16 protein-coding genes are annotated in these 24,500 nt (G+C 42.8%); 12 read left to right on the top strand and 4 right to left on the bottom strand.

Translation table 11 applies throughout. The features are described 5' to 3' along the window. Window positions 1–25: 25 nt before the first annotated feature. Entirely contained in the window at window positions 26–2,044 is a 2,019-nt protein-coding gene (locus L3Q70_RS11940) for a TolC family outer membrane protein (RefSeq protein ID WP_237114311.1), read from the bottom strand. Window positions 2,045–2,287: 243 nt separating this feature from the next. On the opposite strand from L3Q70_RS11940, the gene L3Q70_RS11935 reads away from it, so the two are divergent. Next, complete coding sequence (locus L3Q70_RS11935; RefSeq protein WP_237114310.1) at window positions 2,288–13,009, top strand: Ig-like domain-containing protein; 10,722 nt, start codon at window positions 2,288–2,290, stop codon at window positions 13,007–13,009. Between the two features lie 278 nt (window positions 13,010–13,287). On the opposite strand, the gene flgN is transcribed toward L3Q70_RS11935, so the two are convergent. The 3 genes from flgN to flgA all read right to left on the bottom strand — a co-directional run bounded on the left by flgN (window position 13,288) and on the right by flgA (window position 14,815). Beyond that, complete coding sequence (gene flgN, locus L3Q70_RS11930; RefSeq protein WP_062569698.1) at window positions 13,288–13,719, bottom strand: flagellar protein FlgN; 432 nt, start codon at window positions 13,717–13,719, stop codon at window positions 13,288–13,290. After that, window positions 13,712–14,032, bottom strand: coding sequence for a flagellar biosynthesis anti-sigma factor FlgM (flgM, locus tag L3Q70_RS11925; protein ID WP_062569699.1), 321 nt, complete (start codon window positions 14,030–14,032; stop codon window positions 13,712–13,714). The genes flgN and flgM overlap by 8 nt, the downstream gene beginning before the upstream one ends. Before the next feature lie 78 nt (window positions 14,033–14,110). Next, window positions 14,111–14,815, bottom strand: coding sequence for a flagellar basal body P-ring formation chaperone FlgA (flgA, locus tag L3Q70_RS11920; RefSeq protein ID WP_062570034.1), 705 nt, complete (start codon window positions 14,813–14,815; stop codon window positions 14,111–14,113). A 142-nt stretch (window positions 14,816–14,957) separates the two neighbouring features. On the opposite strand from flgA, the gene L3Q70_RS11915 reads away from it, so the two are divergent. The 11 genes from L3Q70_RS11915 to flgJ all read left to right on the top strand — a co-directional run bounded on the left by L3Q70_RS11915 (window position 14,958) and on the right by flgJ (window position 24,498). Next, window positions 14,958–15,890, top strand: a complete 933-nt coding sequence (locus L3Q70_RS11915) for a chemotaxis protein (protein WP_062569700.1) — start codon at window positions 14,958–14,960, stop codon at window positions 15,888–15,890. Between the two features lie 21 nt (window positions 15,891–15,911). Beyond that, window positions 15,912–16,742 carry a protein-glutamate O-methyltransferase CheR gene (locus L3Q70_RS11910; RefSeq protein ID WP_062569701.1) on the top strand — a complete coding sequence of 277 codons (831 nt, stop codon included), beginning with the start codon at window positions 15,912–15,914 and terminating at the stop codon, window positions 16,740–16,742. 137 nt (window positions 16,743–16,879) lie between these two features. After that, window positions 16,880–17,290, top strand: coding sequence for a flagellar basal body rod protein FlgB (gene flgB / locus L3Q70_RS11905; protein WP_062569702.1), 411 nt, complete (start codon window positions 16,880–16,882; stop codon window positions 17,288–17,290). Between the two features lie 2 nt (window positions 17,291–17,292). Beyond that, entirely contained in the window at window positions 17,293–17,724 is a 432-nt protein-coding gene (gene flgC / locus L3Q70_RS11900) for a flagellar basal body rod protein FlgC (RefSeq protein WP_062569703.1), read from the top strand. A 13-nt stretch (window positions 17,725–17,737) separates the two neighbouring features. After that, window positions 17,738–18,418 carry a flagellar hook assembly protein FlgD gene (locus L3Q70_RS11895; RefSeq protein ID WP_062569704.1) on the top strand — a complete coding sequence of 227 codons (681 nt, stop codon included), beginning with the start codon at window positions 17,738–17,740 and terminating at the stop codon, window positions 18,416–18,418. A 56-nt stretch (window positions 18,419–18,474) separates the two neighbouring features. Then, window positions 18,475–19,842, top strand: a complete 1,368-nt coding sequence (gene flgE, locus L3Q70_RS11890; RefSeq protein ID WP_062569705.1) for a flagellar hook protein FlgE — start codon at window positions 18,475–18,477, stop codon at window positions 19,840–19,842. Window positions 19,843–20,035: 193 nt separating this feature from the next. After that, the gene (locus L3Q70_RS11885; protein ID WP_062569706.1) at window positions 20,036–20,800 is read left to right on the top strand and encodes a flagellar basal body rod protein FlgF; all 765 of its coding nucleotides are present in this window, start codon (window positions 20,036–20,038) and stop codon (window positions 20,798–20,800) included. A gap of 21 nt (window positions 20,801–20,821) precedes the next feature. Beyond that, window positions 20,822–21,610 (top strand): flagellar basal-body rod protein FlgG, encoded by a 789-nt coding sequence (flgG, locus tag L3Q70_RS11880; protein ID WP_062569707.1) that lies wholly within the window; start codon window positions 20,822–20,824, stop codon window positions 21,608–21,610. A 15-nt stretch (window positions 21,611–21,625) separates the two neighbouring features. Beyond that, the gene (gene flgH, locus L3Q70_RS11875; protein ID WP_062569708.1) at window positions 21,626–22,309 is read left to right on the top strand and encodes a flagellar basal body L-ring protein FlgH; all 684 of its coding nucleotides are present in this window, start codon (window positions 21,626–21,628) and stop codon (window positions 22,307–22,309) included. Between the two features lie 12 nt (window positions 22,310–22,321). Then, window positions 22,322–23,416: a flagellar basal body P-ring protein FlgI gene (locus L3Q70_RS11870; protein ID WP_062569709.1), complete on the top strand. Its 1,095-nt coding sequence runs from the start codon at window positions 22,322–22,324 to the stop codon at window positions 23,414–23,416. 125 nt (window positions 23,417–23,541) lie between these two features. Then, window positions 23,542–24,498 carry a flagellar assembly peptidoglycan hydrolase FlgJ gene (gene flgJ / locus L3Q70_RS11865; RefSeq protein WP_193987629.1) on the top strand — a complete coding sequence of 319 codons (957 nt, stop codon included), beginning with the start codon at window positions 23,542–23,544 and terminating at the stop codon, window positions 24,496–24,498. Window positions 24,499–24,500 lie beyond the last annotated feature (2 nt).

Genomic DNA, 24,500 nt, shown 5'->3' with positions numbered 1-24,500 from the left:
TCCATACGTTAATTTACAACCTAGCTTAAGACCAGCCATTTTGTGCTGTAGCTGAGCGATTGCTAGAGTCGGTTATTACAGCTTCTATGCGACGGTTTGCAGCATTTGCGCGAACGGAAATTTCGTTAATTCTTGGCTGATCTGTTCCATAGCCTAAAGATGTGACGCGGTTAGGTGCAATACCGTATTGCTGGATAAGTAGCTCTGCGACTGAAAAGGCGCGCTTTTCTGATAGCTTGCGATTGTAAAGGGCAGGGCCTTCTAATGAGGCATGCCCTTGAATCTCCACCTGCTTAGTAGGATGCTCTTTTAAAAATTCAGCTAACCTAGCGATTTCTTGCATATATTCAGGGCGCACTACACTGGAGTCAGCTAGAAAAGGAATACCAATTTCGACATTACTGGTATTACTGCGGTATTTAGTGCACCCTCTGTCATCGACTTCTGTAAATGCGGGGGTCGATGGGCAGTCATCTTGCTCATTTGCAATACCATCATTGTCATCATCAGCAAAGGTTGTTATGGGGGCTTGTGGTGCTGGTGTGGCAGGAATGTTCAAATAACTAGGCATCGCAGTCACACTCATATACGCGTTATCTTGCTTCTTTTTTTCTTGCAAAAACGCTTGTCGTCCCAATGTTGCTGCAACATCGTATTTAGGGCAAACATACTCCGCATTATGAGCAATTGGATCATCGGTAAGTTCACTTATTGATGGGAACTTGTCAGATTTTACATTTAGTGTTTCTAGTAACTTACCCATCTCTGCAAGCATGGTTAAGATCGCAGTTTGACGGTCGTAAAGTGCCGCTGTATAGGCTCTATTTGACTGAAATGATTCGTTCTCTGCGTCAAGTACATCAAGTAAGGTGCGCTGACCAATATCAAACTGATCTTTATACGCAAATTTTACCTTATTAGAAGAATTTTTATGGTTTTCCAAAGAAGGAATTTTACTTTGCAGCACGAGTACATTGTTGTAAGCCACTTGAAGATTTTGTCGTATTTCGATACAGGTTTGGTCACGTTGGTATTTCGCAACATTGACCTCTTGGTACGCTTGATCTAAGTTAGCACTATCACGACCCCCACTGTAGAGGTTATAGCTAATATCAATGCCCACACGTGCTTCAGATTGCGTTTCATCTAACCCTAGCTCGTTTCGGTCTTGCATACCGTAACGTGCTGATAAATCGACATTTGGATGAAAAGCGGCGCGTTGTGAGTCGGCGTTAGCTTGTTGTGCTTCAATATTGTATAAAGAAGCATAAAAGTTAGGGCTGTTTTTATATGCCAAGTCCAGTGCTTGATTGATAGAAATAGGAATAGCATCGTCACTGAGTTTTGCTTTAACAACTCCTTTGGTCGGCAATTCGCCAACAATCCGTAAATAGCGAGCACTTACATCATGTAAGTTTGCATATTCGGTCATGACATTTGATTGAGCGAGTGATAAACGACCACTAATTTGTTCTAAGTCAGCGGCACGTGCCACACCGGCTCCAACGCTTTGTTCAATTTGTTGATAAACCGATTGATGTTCTTGTAGGTTATTTTCTGCAAGTTGTACCAGCTCGGTAAATTTTTGTACATCTAAGTATGCGACACTGGCTTCAAGTGCTGTTTGCTCAGCTTGAGTGAGGAGCTCAAAATAACGGATTAGCTGGATACGTTCAAAACGTCTTACTGTGTTTGAAGTTCGAAATCCATCATAAAGCATCTGTCCTAACGTTAATTCTGCTGTATTACGATTAAACTCTTCATCAATACCATAATTTCGCTTTTCATATCCTGCACTTGCAGATATATCTACCGTTGGTAAATAACCTGAACGCGCTGCATCAATGCCATGCATCGATGCTTTAAATGCATGCCACGCCTGCTGGACTTCAGGGTTATTTGCAATGGCTTTATCGGCGACATAATTAAGTGGCATAGATGAGGTTTGCTCTGCTTGAGCATTTAAAATACTCCCATTTGCAGCAAAAATTAGAGCGATAACACTGATGAATTTGTTTTTAGTGAACGGGTTTATTATAGCCATAATATCCTCTTTTTTGACTAAATTTTATTCACGCTAAGTTAAGGTTTAGCTAACATTTTAAAATACTGCAACTACTACAATTGTTTAAATGTGAACTTTTTCTTCTGGATTCATGTCCCTGTTTTAATGGTTAAATAGTATTAAATAAGTGGCTGACCTGTACCATAGTCCAGTAACTTAGTGTTGTTTCTTAACTAGGCTTTACTTATATAAAAGTATTACTGGTACGTTGAGGAGCGGCAAATGGATGCAAACCAATTATTAGTTATCGATGTTCAAGGTTCTGCTGGCATTATCCAAGCAGATGGCTCTATTAAGGCACTTGAGGTGGGTGATGTGATCACCGTGGGTGACACTGTTGTAACGGCTGAAAAGTCGACTTTAACAATAGATGTACAGGGCGAATCATTATCAATACCAGCCAGTAAAAGAATCACAATTACTCCCGATTTAGTTGCCAAAGGCAGTCAAGACAGTTCTGAAAATACGGTGTTTGATGAGTCTATAGATGATGCGATTGCAAGTTTAAATCAAGCAAACTCAACGCCACCTCAGCAACAAGCAACTGGCGATATCAGCGACTTTCTACAAGCTTTAGAAGGTGATGGAGACATTCTTGATAATTTAGAAGCAACCGCAGCGGGCGGCACTGGTGGTGCTACATCAGGTGGTGGCACATCTTTTGTTGAGCTTGCTCGTATTGCAGAAGGGATTGATCCGTCAGGTTTATCATTTGATGATAGCCTAAATGCAGGTAGTGATGGCATTTTTACGCCAAGGGATACCACCGATGGTGTCGTCCCTAATGACGCTTTAGCAACATTAAGTGTCAATGAGCTTGGCAATTCGAACAATCCTCAACCGGTTATTTCAGGTACAACGCAGAACCTTGTAGGCGAGACATTAACTGTCACAGTCACCGATGTGAATGGAAATACACAGGTTGTTACAGTGATTGTCCAGCCTGATGGCACTTTCACGACGACACCGCTAGACCCCTTACCAGATGGACCGATTGTGATTGATGTGGATGTGATCGATCCTAACGGTAATCCACTGAATGATAATATCTTGGCAAATATAGATACAACGGGCCCTCAAGTGCAGCTTAATGCGCTTAATGACTCTGCTTCACCTAATGTAGAGATTTCGGGCACCGTGTCAGGAATTGAAGTGGGTGGAGATGTCACAATCACTGTGACTGACAGCCAAGGGCGAGTACAAACCATTGTGACTCAAGTTGATGAACAGGGTAATTGGAGCATAACAGCGCAAGATCTTTCTGAAGGGCTATACAATGTTGTCGCCTCAGCAATTGACGAAGTAGGTAATGAGGGGGTTGATACTGATAGTAGCCTCATTGATTTAACGCCGCCTGATATTACGCTTGTTGCGATTGCCGACACTAATGATACAACTCCCACATTTGTTGGGCGGGTTGATGATGTGCCAGAGGGAACTCAGGTACGTATTCAAGTTGTTGATAGTAACGGTCAGTCACAAATATTTACAGCCATTGTTGGCGCTGATGGCAGTTATACCGTAGATGCAACGGCGGGATTTCCTGAAGGGGCATTTACCGCTATCGCGACAGTGGTGGATCCTGTTGGTAATAGTGCATCGGCCAATGCCAATGGAGAAATCGCATTTTCTCCTATTTCAATAACAATCAACTCAATTGCTGATAGCAATGATCCAACGCCATTTCTTAGCGGTCAAACCGAAGGCGTTGCGGCGGGCACAACCATCATGCTGATGATCACTGCCAGTAATGGACAAGTCATTAACTTGCTTGCAGTTACTCAAGCTGATGGTAGCTGGTCACTGCAAATGACAGAACCGCTTCCTGAGGGGGACTTTACTATTGTAGCAACTGTTCTTGACCCTCAGGGCAATGAAGCACAGGCGACAGCGGTTGGCAATGTCGATTTAACGGTTAGCATTAACTTTATTATTGATACAAACGATACGACCCCTGTAGTGACAGGCTCAACCCAAGATGTTGATGCAGGTACAGTGGTTACCGTTACCTTCATTGGTAGTGACGGTGCTACAGAAACACTACAAGTGATTACCGATGCAAACGGGGATTGGTCAGTAGAAGCAACAACACCGCTGGTGGAAGGAACGTTCACTGTTACAGCAACAGTGACGGATGCGGTTGGTAATACGGCAACCGCGACTGAAATAGGCGAAATAGACTTAACCGATCCTATTATTTTTATAGACACATTAAATGATACTAATGACACGACGCCGACTATCTCAGGCTCCGTTTTAGATGTTCCTGCAGGAACAACAGTGACATTACTGGTTACAGACAGCGGCGGTAATGCACAAACACTCACAACAACAACGGATGCAGATGGTAATTGGCAAGTTGATGTTATAAATAATTTAGCTGAAGGGGACTACACCGTTACTGCGAGTGTTAGCGATGAGGCTGGTAATAATAGTACGGCCACAGCAACGGGTACAGTTGATTTAACACCGCCAATAATAACAATTAATACCATAGGTGATGTTAATGATTTAACGCCCACTATAGATGGCACAACACAAACCCTAGACGCCGGCACTGAAGTCACCATTACTGTGACCGATAGTAGCGGAGCGCAGCAGACTTTCATAACCACGACAAATGCTGATGGTAGTTGGTCAATAACCCTAACCGACCCCCTTGCTGAGGGAGAGTTTACTGTTGTAGCCCAAACGCAAGATGCAGCTGGTAATACTGCGCAGGATACCGAAGTCGGTGTGATTGATTTAACTGGACCAACTATAGAAATTAATGATTTTACCCCGTCAAATGACGTAACGCCTATTATTTCTGGGGTGGTGAGTGGTGTTGATGTTGGTACGCAAATAACAGTAACTTTAGTGGATAGTAACGGCAATCAACAAACATTAACGGCCACCGTTAATGCTGATAATAGTTGGCAAGTTGGTGCCAACCAAGCCATTGTTGAAGGGCCGTTTACAATTACGGCTACGGTAAATGATCTGGCTGGTAATCAAGCAACAGATACTGCACAAGGCATTATAGATTTAACCGCACCGATAATTACATTAGACGATCCTGGCAGTAGCGCTGATACAACTCCGACTATTTCAGGTGTCGTTGAAGGTGTTGACGAAGGCACTGCGGTGACCATTGTTGTGGTTGATGCAAATGGTAATAGTCAAGAATTAAGCGCAGTGACAAACATCAATGGTGGTTTTTCAGTTGATGCTGCTACAGAGCTTAGTGAAGGTCAGTATACTGTCACCGCAACAGTTGCAGATGCAGCTGGAAACCAAGCTTCTGCAACTGCAAATGGGTTAATTGATTCATCATTACTCACCATTACTATTGATGCAATCGGTGAAACAAATGATACCACCCCAACCATTTCAGGGACGACAATTAATGCAGCTCCTGGGAACGTAATCACGGTTGTTGTTACGCCTGCCTCGGGACCTGTGCAGAGCTTTGTGACTCAAGTCGGCCCTGATGGATCATGGAGTATTGAGGTACCTACCGCGCTTGCTGAAGGTGAAGTTTCGATTGATGCGACTGTGACAAACTCTGTTGGAAATACGGCTAACGAAGTTATTAGCGGTATTATTGATATCACTGCGCCTGTAGTTTCTATCGATGAAATTGGTGTCACAAACGATAGTACGCCAATCATCACAGGCTCGGCAGAAGGTGTCTTAGCGGGAAGTACAGTGACAGTAACCGTGTTTGACTCTGTGAATAACAGCCAAACTTACACAACAACGCTGGATGCACAAGGTAATTGGGTTGTACAAGTTACAACACCTGTCAGCGAAGGTAATTTTTCAGTAACTGCAAGCGTGACTGATAACGCAGGTAATACAGGGCTCGATACTGAGATAGGCACATTAGATTCTACAGCACCACTGATAACCATTGATAACCTTGGCACAGTCAATGACCCTACACCAATTATCAGTGGTACAACAAATGAACCTGCTGGCAGTGTTGTACAACTGACGGTAAGTAACGGGGTTGATAGTTATGTTTTTACTGCCATTGTCAGTGGCGGTGGCACGTGGGCTGCTGAGGTACCTGAAGAATTACAAAATGGTACATTTGATATTGTAGCCTCGATTACTGATGCGCAGGGCAATGAAGCTGTAGCAACAAGTTCGTTTGTTTTAAATGCCAGTGCGCCCAGTCTTTCAATTGATACAATTAACGATACCAATGACACTACACCAACCATCAGTGGTACATCGGATGCGCCTAACGGTACCGTGGTGTCTATTATTGTCGAAGACAGTAACAGTAATTTGCAAGCCCTATCCGCCGTCGTTCAAAATGGAATTTGGGTAGCCAATGTCACATCGCCATTAAGTGAAGGGGCATTTTCTGTATCAGCTTCCGTTACTGTTAATGGTATAACTGGTGATGCAACAGCTCAAGGTCTTGTTGACATAACGGCACCAACGGTCAGTATTGATGCACTGGCTGATACCACGGATATTACCCCTCTCATATCTGGACAAGCTTCAGGCTTGGCTATTGGCAGTGTTGTTACTTTACAAGTGACTGATAGCGCTGGAAATACTCAATCATTAGCAGCGGTTGTTGGTGCCAATGGTAATTGGTCTGTCGAAGTAGAGACAGGGTTAGCTGAAGGTACTTACACCGTTGAAGCCATTGTCGCGGACACGGCAGGCAATACCGCTTCAGACACCACCACAGGCGTTGTCGACTTAACAGCACCTCTTGTCTCAGTTAATGGTCCTTTCCTAACAAATGATGATACGCCACTTGTAACTGGTAGCTCTGATTTAGCGAATGCAAGTGTTGAAGTAACATTTACTGATGTGAATGGCGATAGTCATATTGTTGTTGTGCAAACGGACAGTAACGGAAACTGGAGTGCAGAGGCTTCGCAGTCACTCGCAGATGGTAGTTATAATGTTTCAGCAAGCATAACGGATGCTGCCGGTAATACCGGTACTGATACTGATAGCGGTGTGATTGATACAATTCCTCCACAGCTTGCCTTTGAACCTACCTTATTATTAGGTCAATTGATTACTTTGAGTGGTACATCAGATTTACCGGCAGGAAGTGTGGTTACGGTTACTCAAAATTTAATCGGTGCACCAGCAGTCACAACAACCGTAACAACAGATGCTAATGGAAATTGGTCATTAACGGGGTTGAGTGTGCCCATTGTTAATTTGGCATCTATTACAGCAACTGCGTCAGATGCCGCAGGTAATGTCACAACAATTACTACAACTGACTTTGATGATACACCGCCGATTTTAACTGTCAGTGTAGATGCTTTAACTAATGATAATACTCCCCTTATTTCGGGCACCACTGATGCTGGCCAAGGCGCGCAAGTAACCGTTGTTGTTACCGATCAAGCAGGGAATAGTCAAACACTCACTGCGACTGTGAATGCAAATGGTGAATGGTCAATCAGTCCGAATGTGATACTGGCAGATGGCACATTTACTGTCAGTGCCAGTGTGCAAAATAGTTTTGGTAATACCACAACAGAAACAGCCAGTGGCGTTATTGATACTGTAGCACCGAGTTTAACGCTTGATGGCGTTGGTAGTGTCAATGATGTAACACCTGTACTGAGTGGCACCAGTGACGAAATAGGTGCGACCATTAATATAGAAGTGACTGATAGCAATGGGACACAGCAAATTAGTGCAACAGTGGCAAGCGATGGTACATGGTCTGTAGAAGTGCCAAATGGCTTAGCTGAAGGAAGTTACACTGTTACTGCATCAGTCAGTGACGATGCAGGTAATACGACAACCCAAAACGCGACAGGTGATATTGATATTACCTTGCCTATAGTCACTGTGAATAATAACGGATTAGGAAACGATAGCACGCCATTATTAAGCGGTACATCTGGTGAGGCAGCAGGAACAGTTGTCAACCTTACAGTGACCGATATCAATGGTGATACGTATGATTTAACGGCAACGGTTGATGCAAATGGTGACTGGCAAGTAGAGGCGCCTTCACTCCCTGATGGTAATTACACCGTTTCAGCAAGCATAACCGATGATGCCGGCAATATTGGCACAGCATCCGGCACCGGTAATATAGACACTGTTGCCCCTGCTATTTCGATTAATAGTCTTGGCACTGTAAACACAAACACACCTACAATAAGTGGTACCTCAACAGAGCCGCAAGGCACACAAATATCTCTGATTGTGACTGATTCAAATAACGTTGATGTGTCTTTAACGGCTGTCGTTGATAGCAATGGAGATTGGTCGGTTACATCTATGGTATTAGCTGATGATGACTACACTGTTGTAGCCACAGTCGTAGATCCTGCAGGTAATACTGCCAGCGCCTCAAGTGACTTTACTGTTAACATCAGCGCGCCGAGTATGTCAGTTGATGCGATAGCCGATACGAATGACACAACCCCGACAATTACAGGCACTACTTCAGCGCCAAACGGCTCGACAGTGACCGTGGTGATTGATGATGGTACTAACCCGCCACAAACATTAACTGCGACTCTTCTTGATGGCATTTGGTCTGTGACACCACCTACAGCATTAGCAGAAGGTAACTTCACAGTGACGGCAACAGTTACCGTTGGAGGTGTTGATGGTGAGGCGTCAACGATAGGCGTTGTTGATTTAACATCACCTACTATCAGTATTAACAACATAGGTAGTACAAATGACGATACACCAACAATTAGTGGGGTCACTGATGCAAGTGCTGGCAGTACCGTTACACTAGAAATTACGGATTCGCTCGGCGGTATTCAAACGATCACCGCGACTGTACAGGCTAATGGCTCATGGTCGGTATCGCCGAGCATAGCATTAGCAGAGGGCAGTTTTACAGTTAACGCCAGTGTATTTGATGTTGCAGGTAACGAAGGTACGGTAACTGAAACAGGCTTAATAGATACGACTGCGCCAACAATCGTGATTGATCCACTCTCTGATACAACAGACGTAACACCATTGATCAGTGGGCAAAGTAGCGGCGCTTCAGTCGGTACGCTTGTTACACTAACCATTACCGATGGCGCAGGGCAAGAGCAAGTCGTCACGACGCAAATACAACCAGGGGGGGTATGGTCAGTTGAGGTAACCACACCATTGGCTGAGGGTGAATACACTGTTAATGCGACATTCGAGGATGCTGCTGGTAATCAAGGCTCGGATACAGAAACAGGCAATGTTGACCTTACTGCGCCCAATATCACCATTGATGCACCTGAATTAACTAATGATAATACACCGACGGTAACCGGTACGTCTGATTTAGCAAACACGCAGCTAGACGTGACCTTTTTAGATGCCGACAGTGTTAGTCATGTTGTTACCGTAACCACAGATGCTTCAGGTAACTGGAGTGCTGATGCAGGTCAAGCGCTTGCTGATGGTAGCTATACCGTATCAGCGACAGTTCAAGATAATGCGGGCAACACCGGCACAGCATCTGATAGTGGTATTGTTGATACTATTGCACCTGATATTCGCATTATACCTTCGTTCCTATTAGGTAATTTAGTCGGGCTATCTGGCACATCTGATTTACCTCAAGGCAGTGTCATTACCATTACTGAGCAGTTAGTCGGTGGCTTAGTGGGGGCAACTTATACGGCTACCACTGATGCGAATGGTGATTGGGAGGTTGCAAATATCACTGTACCGCTACTTAACTTAGCTTACGTAACGGCCACTGCCACGGATGAAGCAGGGAACACCGCTACGGTGAGTACATTAAATTTTGATAATGTTGCTCCTGTCTTAACACTCAATGTTGATTCTTTAACTAATGACACGACGCCGACTATCTCAGGAACAACTGATATGGGAGAAGGGACTGTTATTAACATTACCGTCACTGATAGTGCTGGTGGCTCGCAAAGCTTTACAGCGACAGTGTTAAATGATCAAACCTGGTCTGTTGATGTCCCCGCAGCGCTTGCAGAAGGTGGCTTTACGGTAACAGCGTCGGTTAGCGATGAAGTGGGTAATTTAACCACGGAGCAGGCATCGGGTGTGCTAGATAGTGTAACCCCAAGCCTAGTTATTAACGATATTGGTGCTACTGCAGATGTTCGACCAACGATTTCAGGCAGTAGTAATGAAATTGGCGGTACAGTCGTTGTCGAAGTAGCAGGGCAAACAATTACAACGACAGTGGCAAGTGATGGAACGTGGCAGTTTGTTGTTCCCCTTGATATTAGCGACGGCAGCTACACAGTTACCGCTACAATTACGGATGATGCTAATAATACGCAAACAGTAACAACACCCATCACTGTCGATACGGTTGATCCTGTTGTCACACTGGATGCGCTTGTATTAGGTAATTCCAGTACGCCAGTTATTTCTGGCACATCGACAGAACCACAAGGTACGCTTGTCGATGTTAGCGTTACAGATAGTAATGGCGATATTCAAACATTGACGGCAACAGTACAAATCGATGGTACTTGGCAAGTAACGCCCAGTGATTTGCCTGATGGTAACTATAGTGTGACCGCGAGTATTACCGACTCTGCGGGTAATTCAGGTAGCGCTTCAGATACCGGTGCAATTGATACCTTCGCGCCAATTCTTGTCATTAATGGTCTTGGCACAATAAACGACACCACACCAACCATTAGTGGGACAACGAGCGAACCACAGGGTAGCACGGTGAACATAACCGTTGAAAATGACGGTAATACCTATCCGCTTACTGCAACAGTGCAAGCAGATGGTAGTTGGTCTGTCGATGTATCACCTGCTTTAACAGATGGTGCAGTCAGTATTACTGCAAGCATTACTGATGCGGCAAGTAATACGACAACGGCCACTGAAACAGCGACTCTTGATAGTAATGCACCTACCATCGCTGTTGACGCACTATCAGTGACGAACAATACAACACCGACTATCTCTGGCACCAGTGATGCCGCAGATACCACGCAGGTGACTGTGAATGTTGAAGATGCACTTGGCAACATTCAGACCGTCTTTGCAACCGTAACAGGGGGTGTATGGAGTGTGCAATTACCGACACCATTAAGCGAAGGTAGTTTTAGTATTACAGCGAGTGTGACCGAAGGCGGGTTAACAGGCACTGCCACACGCAGTGGTGAAATCGACCTAACGGCACCTCTATTCAGTGTTAATACACCAGATGTAACAAATGATACAACTCCTACAATCAGTGGCACCAGTGATGCTCCGCAAGGTACCTTAGTATCAATAACCGTAACAGATGCGCTCAATAATGAAGTCACAGCGAGTGCAATTGTTGGTGCAAGTGGTAATTGGTCTGTTGCACTTGCTTCCCCCCTTGCTGAGGGAGCTTATACAATTGATGCAAGTATTACAGATGCTGCGGGTAATACAGCAATAGATTCGGCATCGGGTAGCATAGACATAACACCTGCAGATGTAACGATTGATCCAATCGCCGTGACAAGTGATTTAACACCAAGCGTGACAGGTAGTGCAACAGGGGCTACAGCAGGGAGTTTGGTGATTGTTACATTTGTTGATTCTGTGGGAGTAAGTCACAGTGTTGAAACAACATTAGATGCAAACCTAGAATGGCAGGTTGAGGCAACACAAAATCTTGCTGAAGGAGCATACACAGTAACAGCAGTTGTCAGAGACAGTGCTGGTAACGATGGTTCTATCTCAACAACGGCGGTGATTGATACGATTGCACCTACTATTAGTATCAACGCGAGTAGTTTGATACTCACAAATGATTCAACACCAACAGTGAATGGTACGTCTGATCTCGCTAACAGCAATATTATTGTTACTTTCACCGCAGCTGGTGGCGTAACGCATAGTGTTGCGGCTGTGACAGATGTGAACGGCGACTGGCAAGCAACCGCGACTCAAGCTCTTGCTGATGGTACTTACTCTGTTGCTGTAAGTATCACTGATGAAGCTGGAAATACTGGAACAGACAGTAAAACCGGCGGAGAAGTTGATACGGTTGCACCAGAACTTTCAATCGTACCGTCATTCTTATTAGGTAACTTGGTTTCGCTCTCTGGTACCTCAGATTTACCTGAGGGCAGCGTTATCTCAATTACGAATCACTTAGTGGGAGGAGGCGTCAGCGCACCCTATACAGCCACTGTTGATGCAAATGGGGATTGGCAAGTCCTTAACTTATCTGTTTCATTACTAACGCTTGCTTATGTTGAGGCATCAGCAACCGATGCCGCAGGCAATACCACAACCATATCTAGCATTGATTACAGTAACGACCCTAGTTTAGATGCGTTTAATGTAACTAATTATAATCCAGGCGTTTTAGGACTTCTTCTCCCATCAGCTTCAGGGGAGGCAGAACCAGGCACAGAAGTTTATGCCATTGGTTCTAACTTGGTTGGGCTTAATTTATTAAATATTGTTGATTTATCTTTACTTAATTCAGCACCTACAGTCACCGCAGATAGTAATGGTGATTGGTTTATTAGCTTGTCTGTATTAGATCTAGGTAATGAATATTACTTTGCAATCGTCGATCCTGTAACAGGTGACTTCATTGTTAAAAATACCGAAAATGATTTAGTGGGCACTGGGGTACTCGATACTGAGCCAGATGGGGGGCTTATTGGTTTAGGCAGTGAACCTTTGTTAGCTGATTTTGATGAGAGTGAAGAGCAAATGGCACAAGGAACTGAGCCTCAACCACTTGGCGAAAGTATTGATTTGAGTTTGGTTATGACAGACACAAGTACAGATTCTACTATTGCTGAGGGGGCGGCACCACTTGAACTGAGTATTGATGATGTACTCACCGATAGTGAGCAAACGGATGTACTTGCTCTTGATACTGGCAGTGAAAGTCAAAGTTTGGCATTCAATGGTGAGCCCGAAGTGACATCAGACGCAGCAAATGATATTCAAAATGACTCTGAGGAGTTAATTAAGAAACTCATCGAAGGCGGCAATAACGCTATCGATATTTAAAACGAGTTACTAAATACAAATAAAGCGCGATTTATCGCGCTTTATTTTTGACTCTGAACAGCTTATTTTAGTAGATATGGTTTTAGGTTTTGCTTAGGAAACTCACGAGTAAAGCTTACTTTGTAGTCGCGACTTTATGTCGCGTTATTTATAAGCAATAACTTGGAGCAATAATCAGGTTTACAGCGCCATCTTTTCGGCAAATAGCAAAGTGGCTTATCAGAGGGGGCTATCAATTTGTGAGGTTGTCGTAATAAAGGAGAGATAACCCAAACGCATTACGCTTTTAGGTTATGTACAATTTTATTCTCGCCCTGAATAACACTGCCACCTTGATCATAGGTCATAGACGATGGTGCACCAATTAAAATATCTTTTAATTGTTTTACACTTAGTTGGGCTTGATGTGCGGCATGTGCATTGACATCGTTTTTCTTTTTGCAATTTGTAAGAAGCTCATTCACCTGCGTGATAAGTGAAGAAACGTCTTCATCTTGAGCATCATTTTTACTCACAAGCACCTGAACTTCTTTATCAAGCGTTTGAATTTTTTGTAATAAGGCGATTTTTTGTTGGGCAATCTCTTTTAAACCTTCACCTCGTTTTGAGGCAATGGCTGTTAGCTCATCATCTAAAAGCGCAGCAATAGACTCTAAATAAGAGACTTGCTGTGTTAATTTGCTGGCAATTAAATGGTTATGATCAGCCATAAACGTCAAACTCGAATGCTGCGATGTTCTTTGCTAGTTTTTCAGTATCAATTTGATACTTTCCTTCGCTGATTGCTTTTTTCAACTCAGCGACTTTTGTACTGTCAAAACCAGATGACTGCTCAGCCTTTTCTTGCAAAGATTTTAATTGCTTTGCTTGCGGCGTTAAACTCACTGAATCTGCACTGGCTTTAGGCGCAGCTGATTTAGCCGTTTGCGTGTTAAGGTTATCTTTTTGTAAATCAAGCTGTTTTTGCTTGGTATTCGTCAACACAGATGTTTGCTGACTATTATTATTGACGTTGCTTACCATTATTTTGACCTATACATTACCCAACATATGCCTTGGTATCGGCAGGCACACAAGATACTTTAACATAAATATTAAAAATTAAATATTCACCTGTACAGACTCGACACCATCCACGCGTGCATTTAATACTTTACCTGATTTTTTGTTTTTTACACGTACTAATTCATCAAGCGTACCATCTTCTAAAGCAACACCTGTTGTTTTGATTCTAAGTCCACGTATCGCTGCAATGATGGTTACATTATCCCCTTTGCACACCATACAAATATGGCTCATGACAATCGGAAGACCGCTGCGGATATTACGTTTGCTCCGACTTCCTATTAGCACTGATTCATCTTGAATATATTGCGTACGAACAAATTGTTTAGGCTTCATTTCAAGACGCAGATGTTCAGCTTTAATAACCTCTCCACGAGTTAAATTGGTTGTTACTACTACCACAGGCTCAAGTTCAATAATTCTGACATGCACATACTGCGTCCAACTATTTAAGTCTTCGCATTTAAGTTGTACGGTTACCTGCCGATTAAAAGGAGGTTCAGTCGGAACGGTTTTACTCAGCGGTAACTGACAAGGCCTATCAGGGATTCGGCTATCAAGAGGCAGTGCGCTGACTTGTGGTGTTGAATCCAGATCAGTTATTTGTTCGCTGATAAAATCGATAGCGATTTGTTGAAGTTGCTGGTGATTATAGACTTCAGCGTGAAGTTGCGTACTAAGCAACAGGCTAGCAAGAAAATAAAAAACACTGTATCTTCGGCTTTTTTTTAACAAACTCATCATGTTTCGACTATGCTTATGGTTGAAAACAAGGTATAAATATTTTGCGTCAAAAAACAGACGCTTTGTAACCTTATGTAGCTTTAACACAAAGAAAGCAATTATTGTTCCGACTCTGGTTGTTTATCTTTAGGAGATTGAAATGGCAGGCATTTTAGACTCAGTTAACCAGCGTACTCAGTTGGTTGGGCAAAACCGCCTTGAATTACTATTATTCAAACTCAGAGGGCGTCAACGCTTTGGTATTAACGTGTTTAAAGTAAGAGAGGTTTTACAATGCCCACCGCTTACAAACATGCCAAAATCAAACGCCTATATCCGTGGTGTGGCCCATATTCGAGGTCAAACTATCTCAGTTATCGATTTATCTATGGCTGTTGGCGGTCCTGCGATTGAAAATATTAAAGATAGTTTTATTATCATTGCGGAATACAATCGCTCAGTTCAAGGCTTTTTAGTCGGTGGTGTTGAACGTATTGTAAATATGAATTGGGAAAAAATTATGCCTCCGCCATCAGGCGCTGGCCGTTATTCGTATTTGACAGCCGTTACCGAAATTGAAAACGAGCTGGTAGAGATCCTTGACGTTGAAAAGATTCTTAACGAGATTTGCCCGGTTAATACTGAGGTCAGCGCTGAGGTTGTGGGCGAAGGCGAAATTCAAAAAGATTTAGGCGAACGCATTGTCTTTATTGCTGATGATTCTGCGGTAGCAAGAAACCAAGTTAAGCGTGCACTTGAGCCATTAGGTGTGCAAACTGAACTTGCTAAAAATGGTAAAGAAGCGTTACTCAGGCTACGTGAAATTGCTGAACTTGACTGTCAAAACAACATCACTGAACGTGTTGGGTTGCTGATATCTGATGTTGAAATGCCTGAAATGGACGGTTATACCCTAACAGCAGAAATAAAAGCCGATCCAAAATTATCACCGCTACATGTTATTTTACATACATCGCTGAGTGGTGTATTTAATCAAGCAATGATTGAAAAAGTGGGTGCGGATGATTTTATTGCAAAGTTTAACCCTGATGAATTAGCGAGAGCTGTTAAAAAATGGGTTCACTGTGATTAATAATTTATAGGTGGTATTACTTTGGAAAATAAGCACTTACAACAAAGCGAATACGATCAATTTCGCTCTTTTTTAGAGCAACAATGTGGGATTGTGTTAGGTGATAATAAACTTTATTTAGTTAAGAGTCGCCTAGCCCCATTGATGGCTCGCTTTAGTGTGGAATCGTTATCACAGCTTGTGAGCAAAACATTAAGCCCTCATGAGAGGCAGTTACGTGCCGCAGTTGTTGATGCGATGACGACAAACGAAACACTTTGGTTTCGTGATCAATACCCCTTTGAGTTACTTAAAACTAAATTGTTTCCTGAATTTAAAGACTTGCGTAGACCGGTGAAAATTTGGTCTGCGGCAAGCTCTTCTGGTCAAGAGCCTTACTCGATAGCTATGTCGGTTGCTGAGTTTCAGTCTAAGCAACCTGGTGTTTTAAAAATGGGTGCGCAGATTATCGGTACTGATATTTCAAATACTATGCTTGATATGTGTAAGAATGCAGAATACGACTCACTTGCCCTCGCACGAGGCTTGTCGATGGAAAGGCGGCAAAAGTTCTTTAAGGATAGTGGCAATGGTATGGCGCAGGTGGTTGATCCAATAAGAAAAATGGTCAGTTTTAGGCATCTAAACTTATTAGATTCTTATGCCTTGATGGGCAAGTTTGATATTATTTTTTGCCGCAATGTACTGATTTACTTTTCACCAGAGGTTAAGGCAAAAATTATTGCGCAATTTGCGCAGGCACTTAACCCTAAAGGCTATTTATTTTTAGGTGCATCTGAGTCAATGGCAGGTTTAAGTGATAGTTTTGATATGGTACGTTGTAATCCAGGTATCATCTACCAGAAGAAATAATTCCCTCCTAGCAACCTAACGATTAGGTTGCTATATTTTATTTATTTTCAATTAGTTATAACCATATTTATAGCCCCCTTAATTTTTGGCTTATCTTTTGCATTATGCTACGCAGAGTCAAATTTTTGGAGATGGTTATGGCTATCAGTTTTGATAAAGCATTCGGTGTTCACCCCCATGCAATGTTGATCCGTTCACAACGTGCTGAGTTATTAGCGACGAATATCGCTAATGCTGATACGCCGGGCTACAAGGCAAAAGATGTGGATTTTGCATCTGCATTAAAAGCGGCAAAAAGCAACCAACAAAGCGGCAACACTATGGTACGTACAAACGAGAAACACCTTGCGGGTGGTAGTCGTTTTGTTGGTAACTCAGAAATGTTTCGCACGCCAAATCAAGCAGATACAGGTGATGGTAACTCTGTTGATATACAAGTGGAACGAAACTTGTATGTACAAAACTCATTAGAGTATCAGGCAAGCCTGCAATTTATGAGTAGTAAAATTAAAGGCCTTAAAAAAGCCCTCGGTAGTCAAGGAGCTTAATCATGAGTTTATATAATGTTTTTGATATTTCAGGTACGGGGATGAGTGCACAAAATGTGCGTTTAAATACCACGGCGAGTAATATCTCAAATGCAAATACGATTAGCTCAAGTCAAAATGAGACTTACCGAGCGCGCCATCCTGTGTTTGCCGCTGAACTAACAAAAGCGTCAGCATCACAAAGCAATCCTCAGGGCTCTTCTGTTGGCGTTAAAGTACTGGGTATTGTAGAGAGCGACAAGCCCCTGCAAATTGAATATAACCCGAATCATCCAAGTGCAGATGAAAACGGTTATATCTACAAGCCTAATGTTAACGTCGTAGAAGAAATGGCTAATATGATTTCTGCCTCTCGCTCTTATCAAACAAATGTGCAAGTTGCTGATGCAGCAAAGCAAATGTTAAGTAAAACACTGTTGCTTGGGCAGCGGTAACCGAGGATAAGTTATGAGTAACGACATCAGCAGTGCGTCATCCACGTATTTAGATAACTTACGTTGGCAAGACAATCAAACGAAAACAGAAGAGAAAGATGACACATTAACACAAGAAGATTTCTTCTCGTTATTAACTCAGCAGTTATCGTTTCAAGATCCGAGTAAGCCCGCTGACAATGATCAAATGATTGCTCAGATGACAAACTTTACCATGGCAGAAGGTATTTCAAATCTTAATAGTAAATTTGAATCCCTTACGGCTTCGATGACATCTAACTCGGCACTACAAGCATCTACTTTAGTGGGTAAACAAGCGTTGCTTGAGTCAAATATGTTGGATTTAAATGAAACGGGTGTTTCTAAAGGATCTGTTGTTGCAGAAAAACCGGTAGATAAGTTAACACTACGTATTGAAGACGAATCGGGCCAACTTGTCAGAACCATTGAGTTAGGTGCGCAATCTGCTGGTGCAATTCGTTTTGAATGGGATGGCGAAAATGAAGATGGTGAACGTTTGCCTCCTGGCGAGTACAAAATCAAAGCCGAGGGAAGTGTTAATGGTGACTATACTAGCTTACCGATAGCGACTTTCAAGAACATTGAGAGTGTCAACATTAATGGTTCGAGCGGCATTATTATAAATACTAAAGAAGGCGCGGTTAGGCTAACTGATGTAGCAGAAATCGCTTAATTATACAGATTAATTAGTTAGCCAAGTGCTACAGATTGACACTTTAGAGGTGAATTATGAGCTTCAATATTGCATTAACCGGACTTGCTGCCGCGCAAAAAGATTTAGATGTAACAGCAAATAATATTGCGAACGTTAATACGACAGGCTTTAAAGAATCACGAGCTGAATTTGCAGATGTATATGCATCTTCAGTGTTTAGCTCAGGTCGAACTAAAAATGGTGACGGTGTGCAAACAACCATGGTGGCTCAACAGTTCCATCAGGGGTCACTACAGTTTACTAATAACTCGCTTGATTTAGCCATCACTGGTGAAGGTTATTTCGCGATGAGCCAAGAGCTAGGTGCTCAAGATTTTACTTATACGCGCGCTGGTGCCTTTAAGCTAAATAAAGATAACTTTGTTGTTGATGCTAAAGGAAACTACTTACAAGGTTTCCCTGTGGACCCTGCAACAGGCGATACAACGTCAGTGAGCTTAAGTACCTCTTCAGCTATTCAAATCCCAGACTCATCAGGCTCGCCGCGTTCAACAAATAACGTGTATTCATCGTTCAATCTAGATTCACGTTCTACTACGCCAACAGTGACGCCTTTTGATCCTGAGACAAGTGCGTCGTATAACAGTTCGACATCGACAACGATATATGACTCACTGGGTGAGCCGCACGTATTACAGCTTTATTTTGTTAAAACAGATGCGACTGTAACGGGGAATGACAATGAGTGGCAAGTGTATGCTACGCTTGATGAGAAATCATTTAGCCCAGCAGGTGTTGAAGAAACAGCAGCACCTTACACACCATTATCGACATTTCAATTTGATTCAAGTGGTTTGCCATTAAACACAAATGGTGCACCAAACACAGATGCTACCTTCAACCCACTTTCTATCCCAAATGGTGCGGGTGCTGGGGTTGGTTTATCTGACTTATTATCAAATGGTGCGAGTTTCCCTGAAGACGTTAATATTAACTGGCGTGATGAAGCAGGTACTACGAATAAAATACCAACCCAGTATGCCAGCCGCTTTGAAGTGAAAGCACTTGAACAAGATGGCGCAACAGTGGGCCGCCTAGCAGGTATTGATATTGGCACAGATGGTAAGGTTGTTGCTTCGTACAGTAATGGTGATACCTCATTCCTAGGGCAAGTTGCCATGGTTCGTTTTTCTAATTCACAAGGCTTACAACAAGTGGGCGATACATCGTGGAAGAAAAGCTTAACCTCTGGTGAGCCTATTGCTGGGGAGCCAGGTTCAGGTACACTTGGTACTGTGAATTCTTCTGCTCTTGAGCAGTCAAACGTGAACTTAACAACTGAGTTAGTTGATTTGATTAGTGCACAGCGTAACTTCCAAGCAAACTCGCGTGCGCTTGAAGTGAACTCAACACTGCAACAAAATATCTTACAGATCCGTTAATAATAGCGGATCTTCAACTCAATCCGACACAAGGGCTGCTCTTTAATAGGCAGCCTTTTTCATTTTAGTCATATAGGCCCACACCGCTACAACAGAGAGCTTTACATTCCATAGGCGCTTAAATAAGGCGTCAATTTTACTTTGGCACTGTTATTGCATTTATCAAATATCGTATTTTTAATGAGTCAATGTTATGGACAAAATGGTCTACATTGCCATGTCGGGTGCTAAGCAAAGTATGCGAGGTCTAGCCCTAAAGGCTAATAACCTAGCGAATGCTAACACCACTGGCTTTAAAGCTGATTTTGCACAAGCCCGCTCTATGCAAGCATTTGGTGAAGGCATGCCTACACGCGTGTTTTCTATGCAAGAGCGACCTGGCTCAAATATGGAGTCGGGTGGGTATGTTGAGACTGGGCGCGATCTTGATGTTGCATTGAGCGATAGAGGTTGGCTAAGTGTTCAAGATGCCTCAGGTAACGAAGCTTATACAAAAGCCGGCACATTAAACATTACTCCCGATGGCGCATTAATGACCAGCCATGGACGTCAAGTTATTGGCGAAGGTGGTCCGATTATTTTGCCACTGCCGATTGAAAAAGTTGAATTTAGTTCTGATGGTTCTATACAAGTTCGACCTCAAGGTGCGCCAGCAAACTTTTTAGAAGTCGTTGACAGACTTAAGGTTATTGAGGCTGACAACACGCAACTTGAAAAAGGTAATGATGGCTTATTTCGGCCAAAACCAGAGACCTTAGTGAATGGTCAATGTACCTTTTGTGATGTGTCAGAAAATGTAGAGGTGTTATCAGGCACACTTGAAATGTCCAATGTGAATCCTGTACATGAAATGGTCGATATGATCAGCCATCAACGCCAATTTGAATTACAAGTTAAATTGATGAAAACAGCGGAAGAGATTGATGAACGTCAAGATCAGCTGTTACGCATCGTTTAATAGCACTGAGAGGGTAGAATTATGAATCCTGCATTGTGGATCAGTAAAACAGGGCTTGATGCCCAACAAACCGATATTTCGGTGATTTCAAATAATCTCGCGAATGCCAGTACGGTAGGCTATAAAAAAAGCCGTGCTGTATTCGAAGATTTACTATATCAAAATATCAATCAGCCTGGTGGTCGCTCATCACAAGATACTGAGATGCCATCAGGTTTAATGCTTGGTGCGGGTGCAAAAGTAGTTGCAAACCAAAAGAACTTTTCGCAAGGTAACATGCTTACTACCGAAAACTCACTCGATTGGATGATTTCAGGCCCCGGCTTTTTCGAAGTACAACTGCCAGATGGAAATATTGCTTACTCACGTAATGGTCAATTTACAACCGATGAAGATGGCCGAATTGTAACCTCTGGTGCGGGTTTCCCTATTCAGCCTGAAATGAATGTTCCTGACGATGCACAATCAATCACTGTTTCACAAGACGGTGAAGTATCCGTGCGGGTGGCAGGACAAGCAGAAAATGTCGTGATTGGTCAGCTTACAATCAGTGATTTTATTAATCCGTCGGGTTTAGAGCCGATGGGGCAAAACCTGTATACAGAAACCGCTGTAAGTGGTGCGCCTGTGCAAGGTAATCCAGGTATTGATGGCTTAGGCACTGTGGTTCAAGGATCACTTGAAACGTCGAACGTTAATGTAACCGAAGAGCTTGTTAATCTGATTGAAACGCAACGAATTTATGAAATGAATTCAAAAGTGATTTCAGCGGTTGATGAAATGCTTAGCTATATTAATCAGCAGCTTTAATGGGTAGGGGGTCGCATGCGTAATATTATCTTAGTCACATCGGCAGCATTTATGTTAGGTGGTTGTATGTCAACACAGAACCACCATGTGGTTCAGGATGACCCTTACTATGCACCTATGTATCCAGAGCCTTCTGCTGAACAAATGGTACCAACAGGTTCATTGTTTGATAGTTATCTGTCAAATGATCTGTATTCAGATAAAAAAGCACTCAGAACAGGCGATATTATTACTGTTAAGTTGCAAGAGTCTACGCAAGCATCGAAAGCGGCAAAAACTGAAACAGATAAAGAAACGGATGCCAGCTTAGATCCGGTTATCGGCTTAGGTGGAAACCCAGTTAATATAGGCGGAGATAGCATCCAGTTTGGCATTGGCTCAGGTTCATCGTTTAAAGGCGATTCAAAGTCAAACCAGTCTAATAGCTTATTTGGTGATATATCCGTCAATGTAATGCGCGTTTTGCCTAATGGCAATTTAGTGATCCGCGGTGAAAAGTGGTTAACCTTAAATACAGGCGAAGAATTTATTCGTTTAGAAGGCTTAGTTCGCCCTGAAGATGTCACTGCCGATAATACAGTCACATCAAATCGCATTGCGAATGCACGAATTCAATATTCAGGAAAAGGGCAAATGCAAGAGTCGCAAAGTGCTGGGTGGCTTTCACGATTCTTCAGCAGTTCACTTTTTCCTTTTTAGAGGTAACACATCATGAATGGGGTTAAATACATCATCGCACTTTGCTTACTTAGTTTGCAGTTTAGTGTGCAGGCTGAGCGGGTTAAAGATGTCTCTATGGTTGAAGGTGTTCGCTCTAACCAATTAGTTGGCTATGGTCTGGTTGTTGGTTTGCCAGGTACTGGTGAGCAAAGCCGTTTTACTGAACAAAGCTTTAAAGCCATGCTCAATGGTTTTGGCATAACTTTGCCGGCGAGTTTAAAGCCAAAAATTAAAAATGTTGCCGCTGTTGCTGTGCATGCAGAACTGCCTGCATTTAGAAAGCCTGGCCAAACAATTGACATCACTGTTTCTTCAATTGGTAGTGCAGGAAGTTTACGTGGCGGTACATTACTGCAAACCTTCTTAAAAGGGGTGGATGGCAACACCTATGCGATTGCCCAAGGTAGCCTTGTCGTCGGTGGGTTAGGGGCAGAAGGTGCTGACGGTAGCCGTGTTATTATCAATACACCCACTGTTGGGCGTATTCCAAATGGCGCAACGGTTGAGAGAGCAGTTAAAAGCCCGTTTATGCAAGGTGACTACATTACCTTTAATTTGAATCGCCCAGATTTCACAACAGCAAAAAGATTAGAGCAAACAATTAATGACTTAGTTGGTCCAAATAGCGCGCAAGCAATTGATGCGGCGTCAGTGAGAGTGCTTGCACCTCGTGATGCATCGCAGCGTGTTGCTTATTTATCAACGCTTGAAAATTTGGAGTTCAAGCCTGCTGACACTGCAGCAAAAATTATTGTTAATTCACGTACAGGCACAATAGTGATTGGTAAGAATGTTAAGTTGCAACCGGCGGCGATAACGCATGGTGGATTAACCGTTACCATTGCTGAGCAGCAAAATGTTTCGCAGCCAAACGCATTTAGCGAGGGTGAAACAGTTGTGACTAATCAAAGTATTATCGATGTTAACCAAGATGATTCTCGTGCATTTGTATTTAATCCAGGAATTAGTCTTGATGATCTGGTGCGTGCTATTAACGAAGTAGGGGCAGCCCCAGGTGACTTAATGGCCATTCTTGAAGCTCTTAAGCAAGCAGGGGCCATAAACGGGCAACTTGTGATTATTTAATTAACTAAAAACGCGCGAAAGCGCGTTTTTAGTCTCTGCGTTATTATTCTACATTCTTTTCTCTTATTTGTTGGCTCATTTTTTGCATTTGATTGGGTATTAATAATTATTGTGTCAAAAAGCTGATGGATACTAATCATCTCGACAAGCAAAACTTTTTTGATTTAGGTAACTTAGACTCATTACGTCAAAGTGCCCTAAAAAATGATGCCTCTAGCGATGCGTCAAAAGAAGCGCTAAAAAAGGCGGCGGCACAATTTGAATCTATCTTCACACAAATGCTCTTGAAGAGCATGCGTAAAGCGAATGAAGCGTTCGAAGATAAAGACAGTCCTTTTAACACCAGTGGCGTAAAGTTTTTTGAAGAGATGCATGATCAGCAGCTATCAGTCGAGCTGTCTTCAAATGGCTCATTGGGTTTAGCAGATCTTATTGTTCAGCAGTTATCGCCTGATGGCAAAAAATTTATGCCAGGCTCTGTGCTTAGAACAACAACTGAGTTTAACAGTGATAGACGTGCAAGTAGTGTTGAACAGCCAGATACGACGACTAAAGCTGTCGAGACTACGTCAGCCAATGAACAAACTGAAAATCGCTTTGATGATGCTGAATCATTTATCAGCACGGTGTGGGAACATGCTAAAAATGCAGCTGAGAAAATTGGTTTAAATCCTGCTGTCATGGTTGCGCAAGCAGCCCTTGAGACAGGTTGGGGAAAACACATTATTAGTAAAGCAGACGGCACCAGTAGTAACAACTTATTCAATATTAAATCTGATAAAAGCTGGCAAGGTGACAAAGCAAGCAAACTTACTTTGGAGTTTGAGCAAGGTGTGCCTGTTAAGAAACAAGCCAGTTTTCGTTCTTATCAATCAATTAAAGAAAGTGTTCATGATTTTGTGGATTTCCTCAATGAGAATCCTCGTTATCAAGAAGCACTTGAAAACACCGCAGAGCCTGCAGCATTTTTAGATTCTTTACAAAAAGCAGGTTATGCAACAGACCCAAATTATGCCGATAAAATAAAGCAGGTGCTAAAGCGTGTTGAGCTTCAAAGTGTTGCTGCTTCATTGGTACGTTAAGG

The sequence above is a fragment of the Pseudoalteromonas sp. CF6-2 genome, assembly GCF_021729425.1.
GTDB classification, from domain to species: Bacteria; Pseudomonadota; Gammaproteobacteria; order Enterobacterales; family Alteromonadaceae; genus Pseudoalteromonas; species Pseudoalteromonas arabiensis.
Note: the sequence above shows the minus strand (reverse complement) of the source record. Positions and strands in the feature narration are given on the sequence as shown.

Coding starts and splice junctions, on each gene's coding strand:
- L3Q70_RS11940 (WP_237114311.1), bottom strand. CDS start 2,044: ATGGCTATAATAAACCCGTTCACTAAAAACAAATTCATCAGTGTTATC.
- L3Q70_RS11935 (WP_237114310.1), top strand. CDS start 2,288: ATGGATGCAAACCAATTATTAGTTATCGATGTTCAAGGTTCTGCTGGC.
- flgN (WP_062569698.1), bottom strand. CDS start 13,719: ATGGCTGATCATAACCATTTAATTGCCAGCAAATTAACACAGCAAGTC.
- flgM (WP_062569699.1), bottom strand. CDS start 14,032: ATGGTAAGCAACGTCAATAATAATAGTCAGCAAACATCTGTGTTGACG.
- flgA (WP_062570034.1), bottom strand. CDS start 14,815: ATGAGTTTGTTAAAAAAAAGCCGAAGATACAGTGTTTTTTATTTTCTT.
- L3Q70_RS11915 (WP_062569700.1), top strand. CDS start 14,958: ATGGCAGGCATTTTAGACTCAGTTAACCAGCGTACTCAGTTGGTTGGG.
- flgB (WP_062569702.1), top strand. CDS start 16,880: ATGGCTATCAGTTTTGATAAAGCATTCGGTGTTCACCCCCATGCAATG.
- flgC (WP_062569703.1), top strand. CDS start 17,293: ATGAGTTTATATAATGTTTTTGATATTTCAGGTACGGGGATGAGTGCA.
- L3Q70_RS11895 (WP_062569704.1), top strand. CDS start 17,738: ATGAGTAACGACATCAGCAGTGCGTCATCCACGTATTTAGATAACTTA.
- flgE (WP_062569705.1), top strand. CDS start 18,475: ATGAGCTTCAATATTGCATTAACCGGACTTGCTGCCGCGCAAAAAGAT.
- L3Q70_RS11885 (WP_062569706.1), top strand. CDS start 20,036: ATGGACAAAATGGTCTACATTGCCATGTCGGGTGCTAAGCAAAGTATG.
- flgG (WP_062569707.1), top strand. CDS start 20,822: ATGAATCCTGCATTGTGGATCAGTAAAACAGGGCTTGATGCCCAACAA.
- flgH (WP_062569708.1), top strand. CDS start 21,626: ATGCGTAATATTATCTTAGTCACATCGGCAGCATTTATGTTAGGTGGT.
- L3Q70_RS11870 (WP_062569709.1), top strand. CDS start 22,322: ATGAATGGGGTTAAATACATCATCGCACTTTGCTTACTTAGTTTGCAG.
- flgJ (WP_193987629.1), top strand. CDS start 23,542: ATGGATACTAATCATCTCGACAAGCAAAACTTTTTTGATTTAGGTAAC.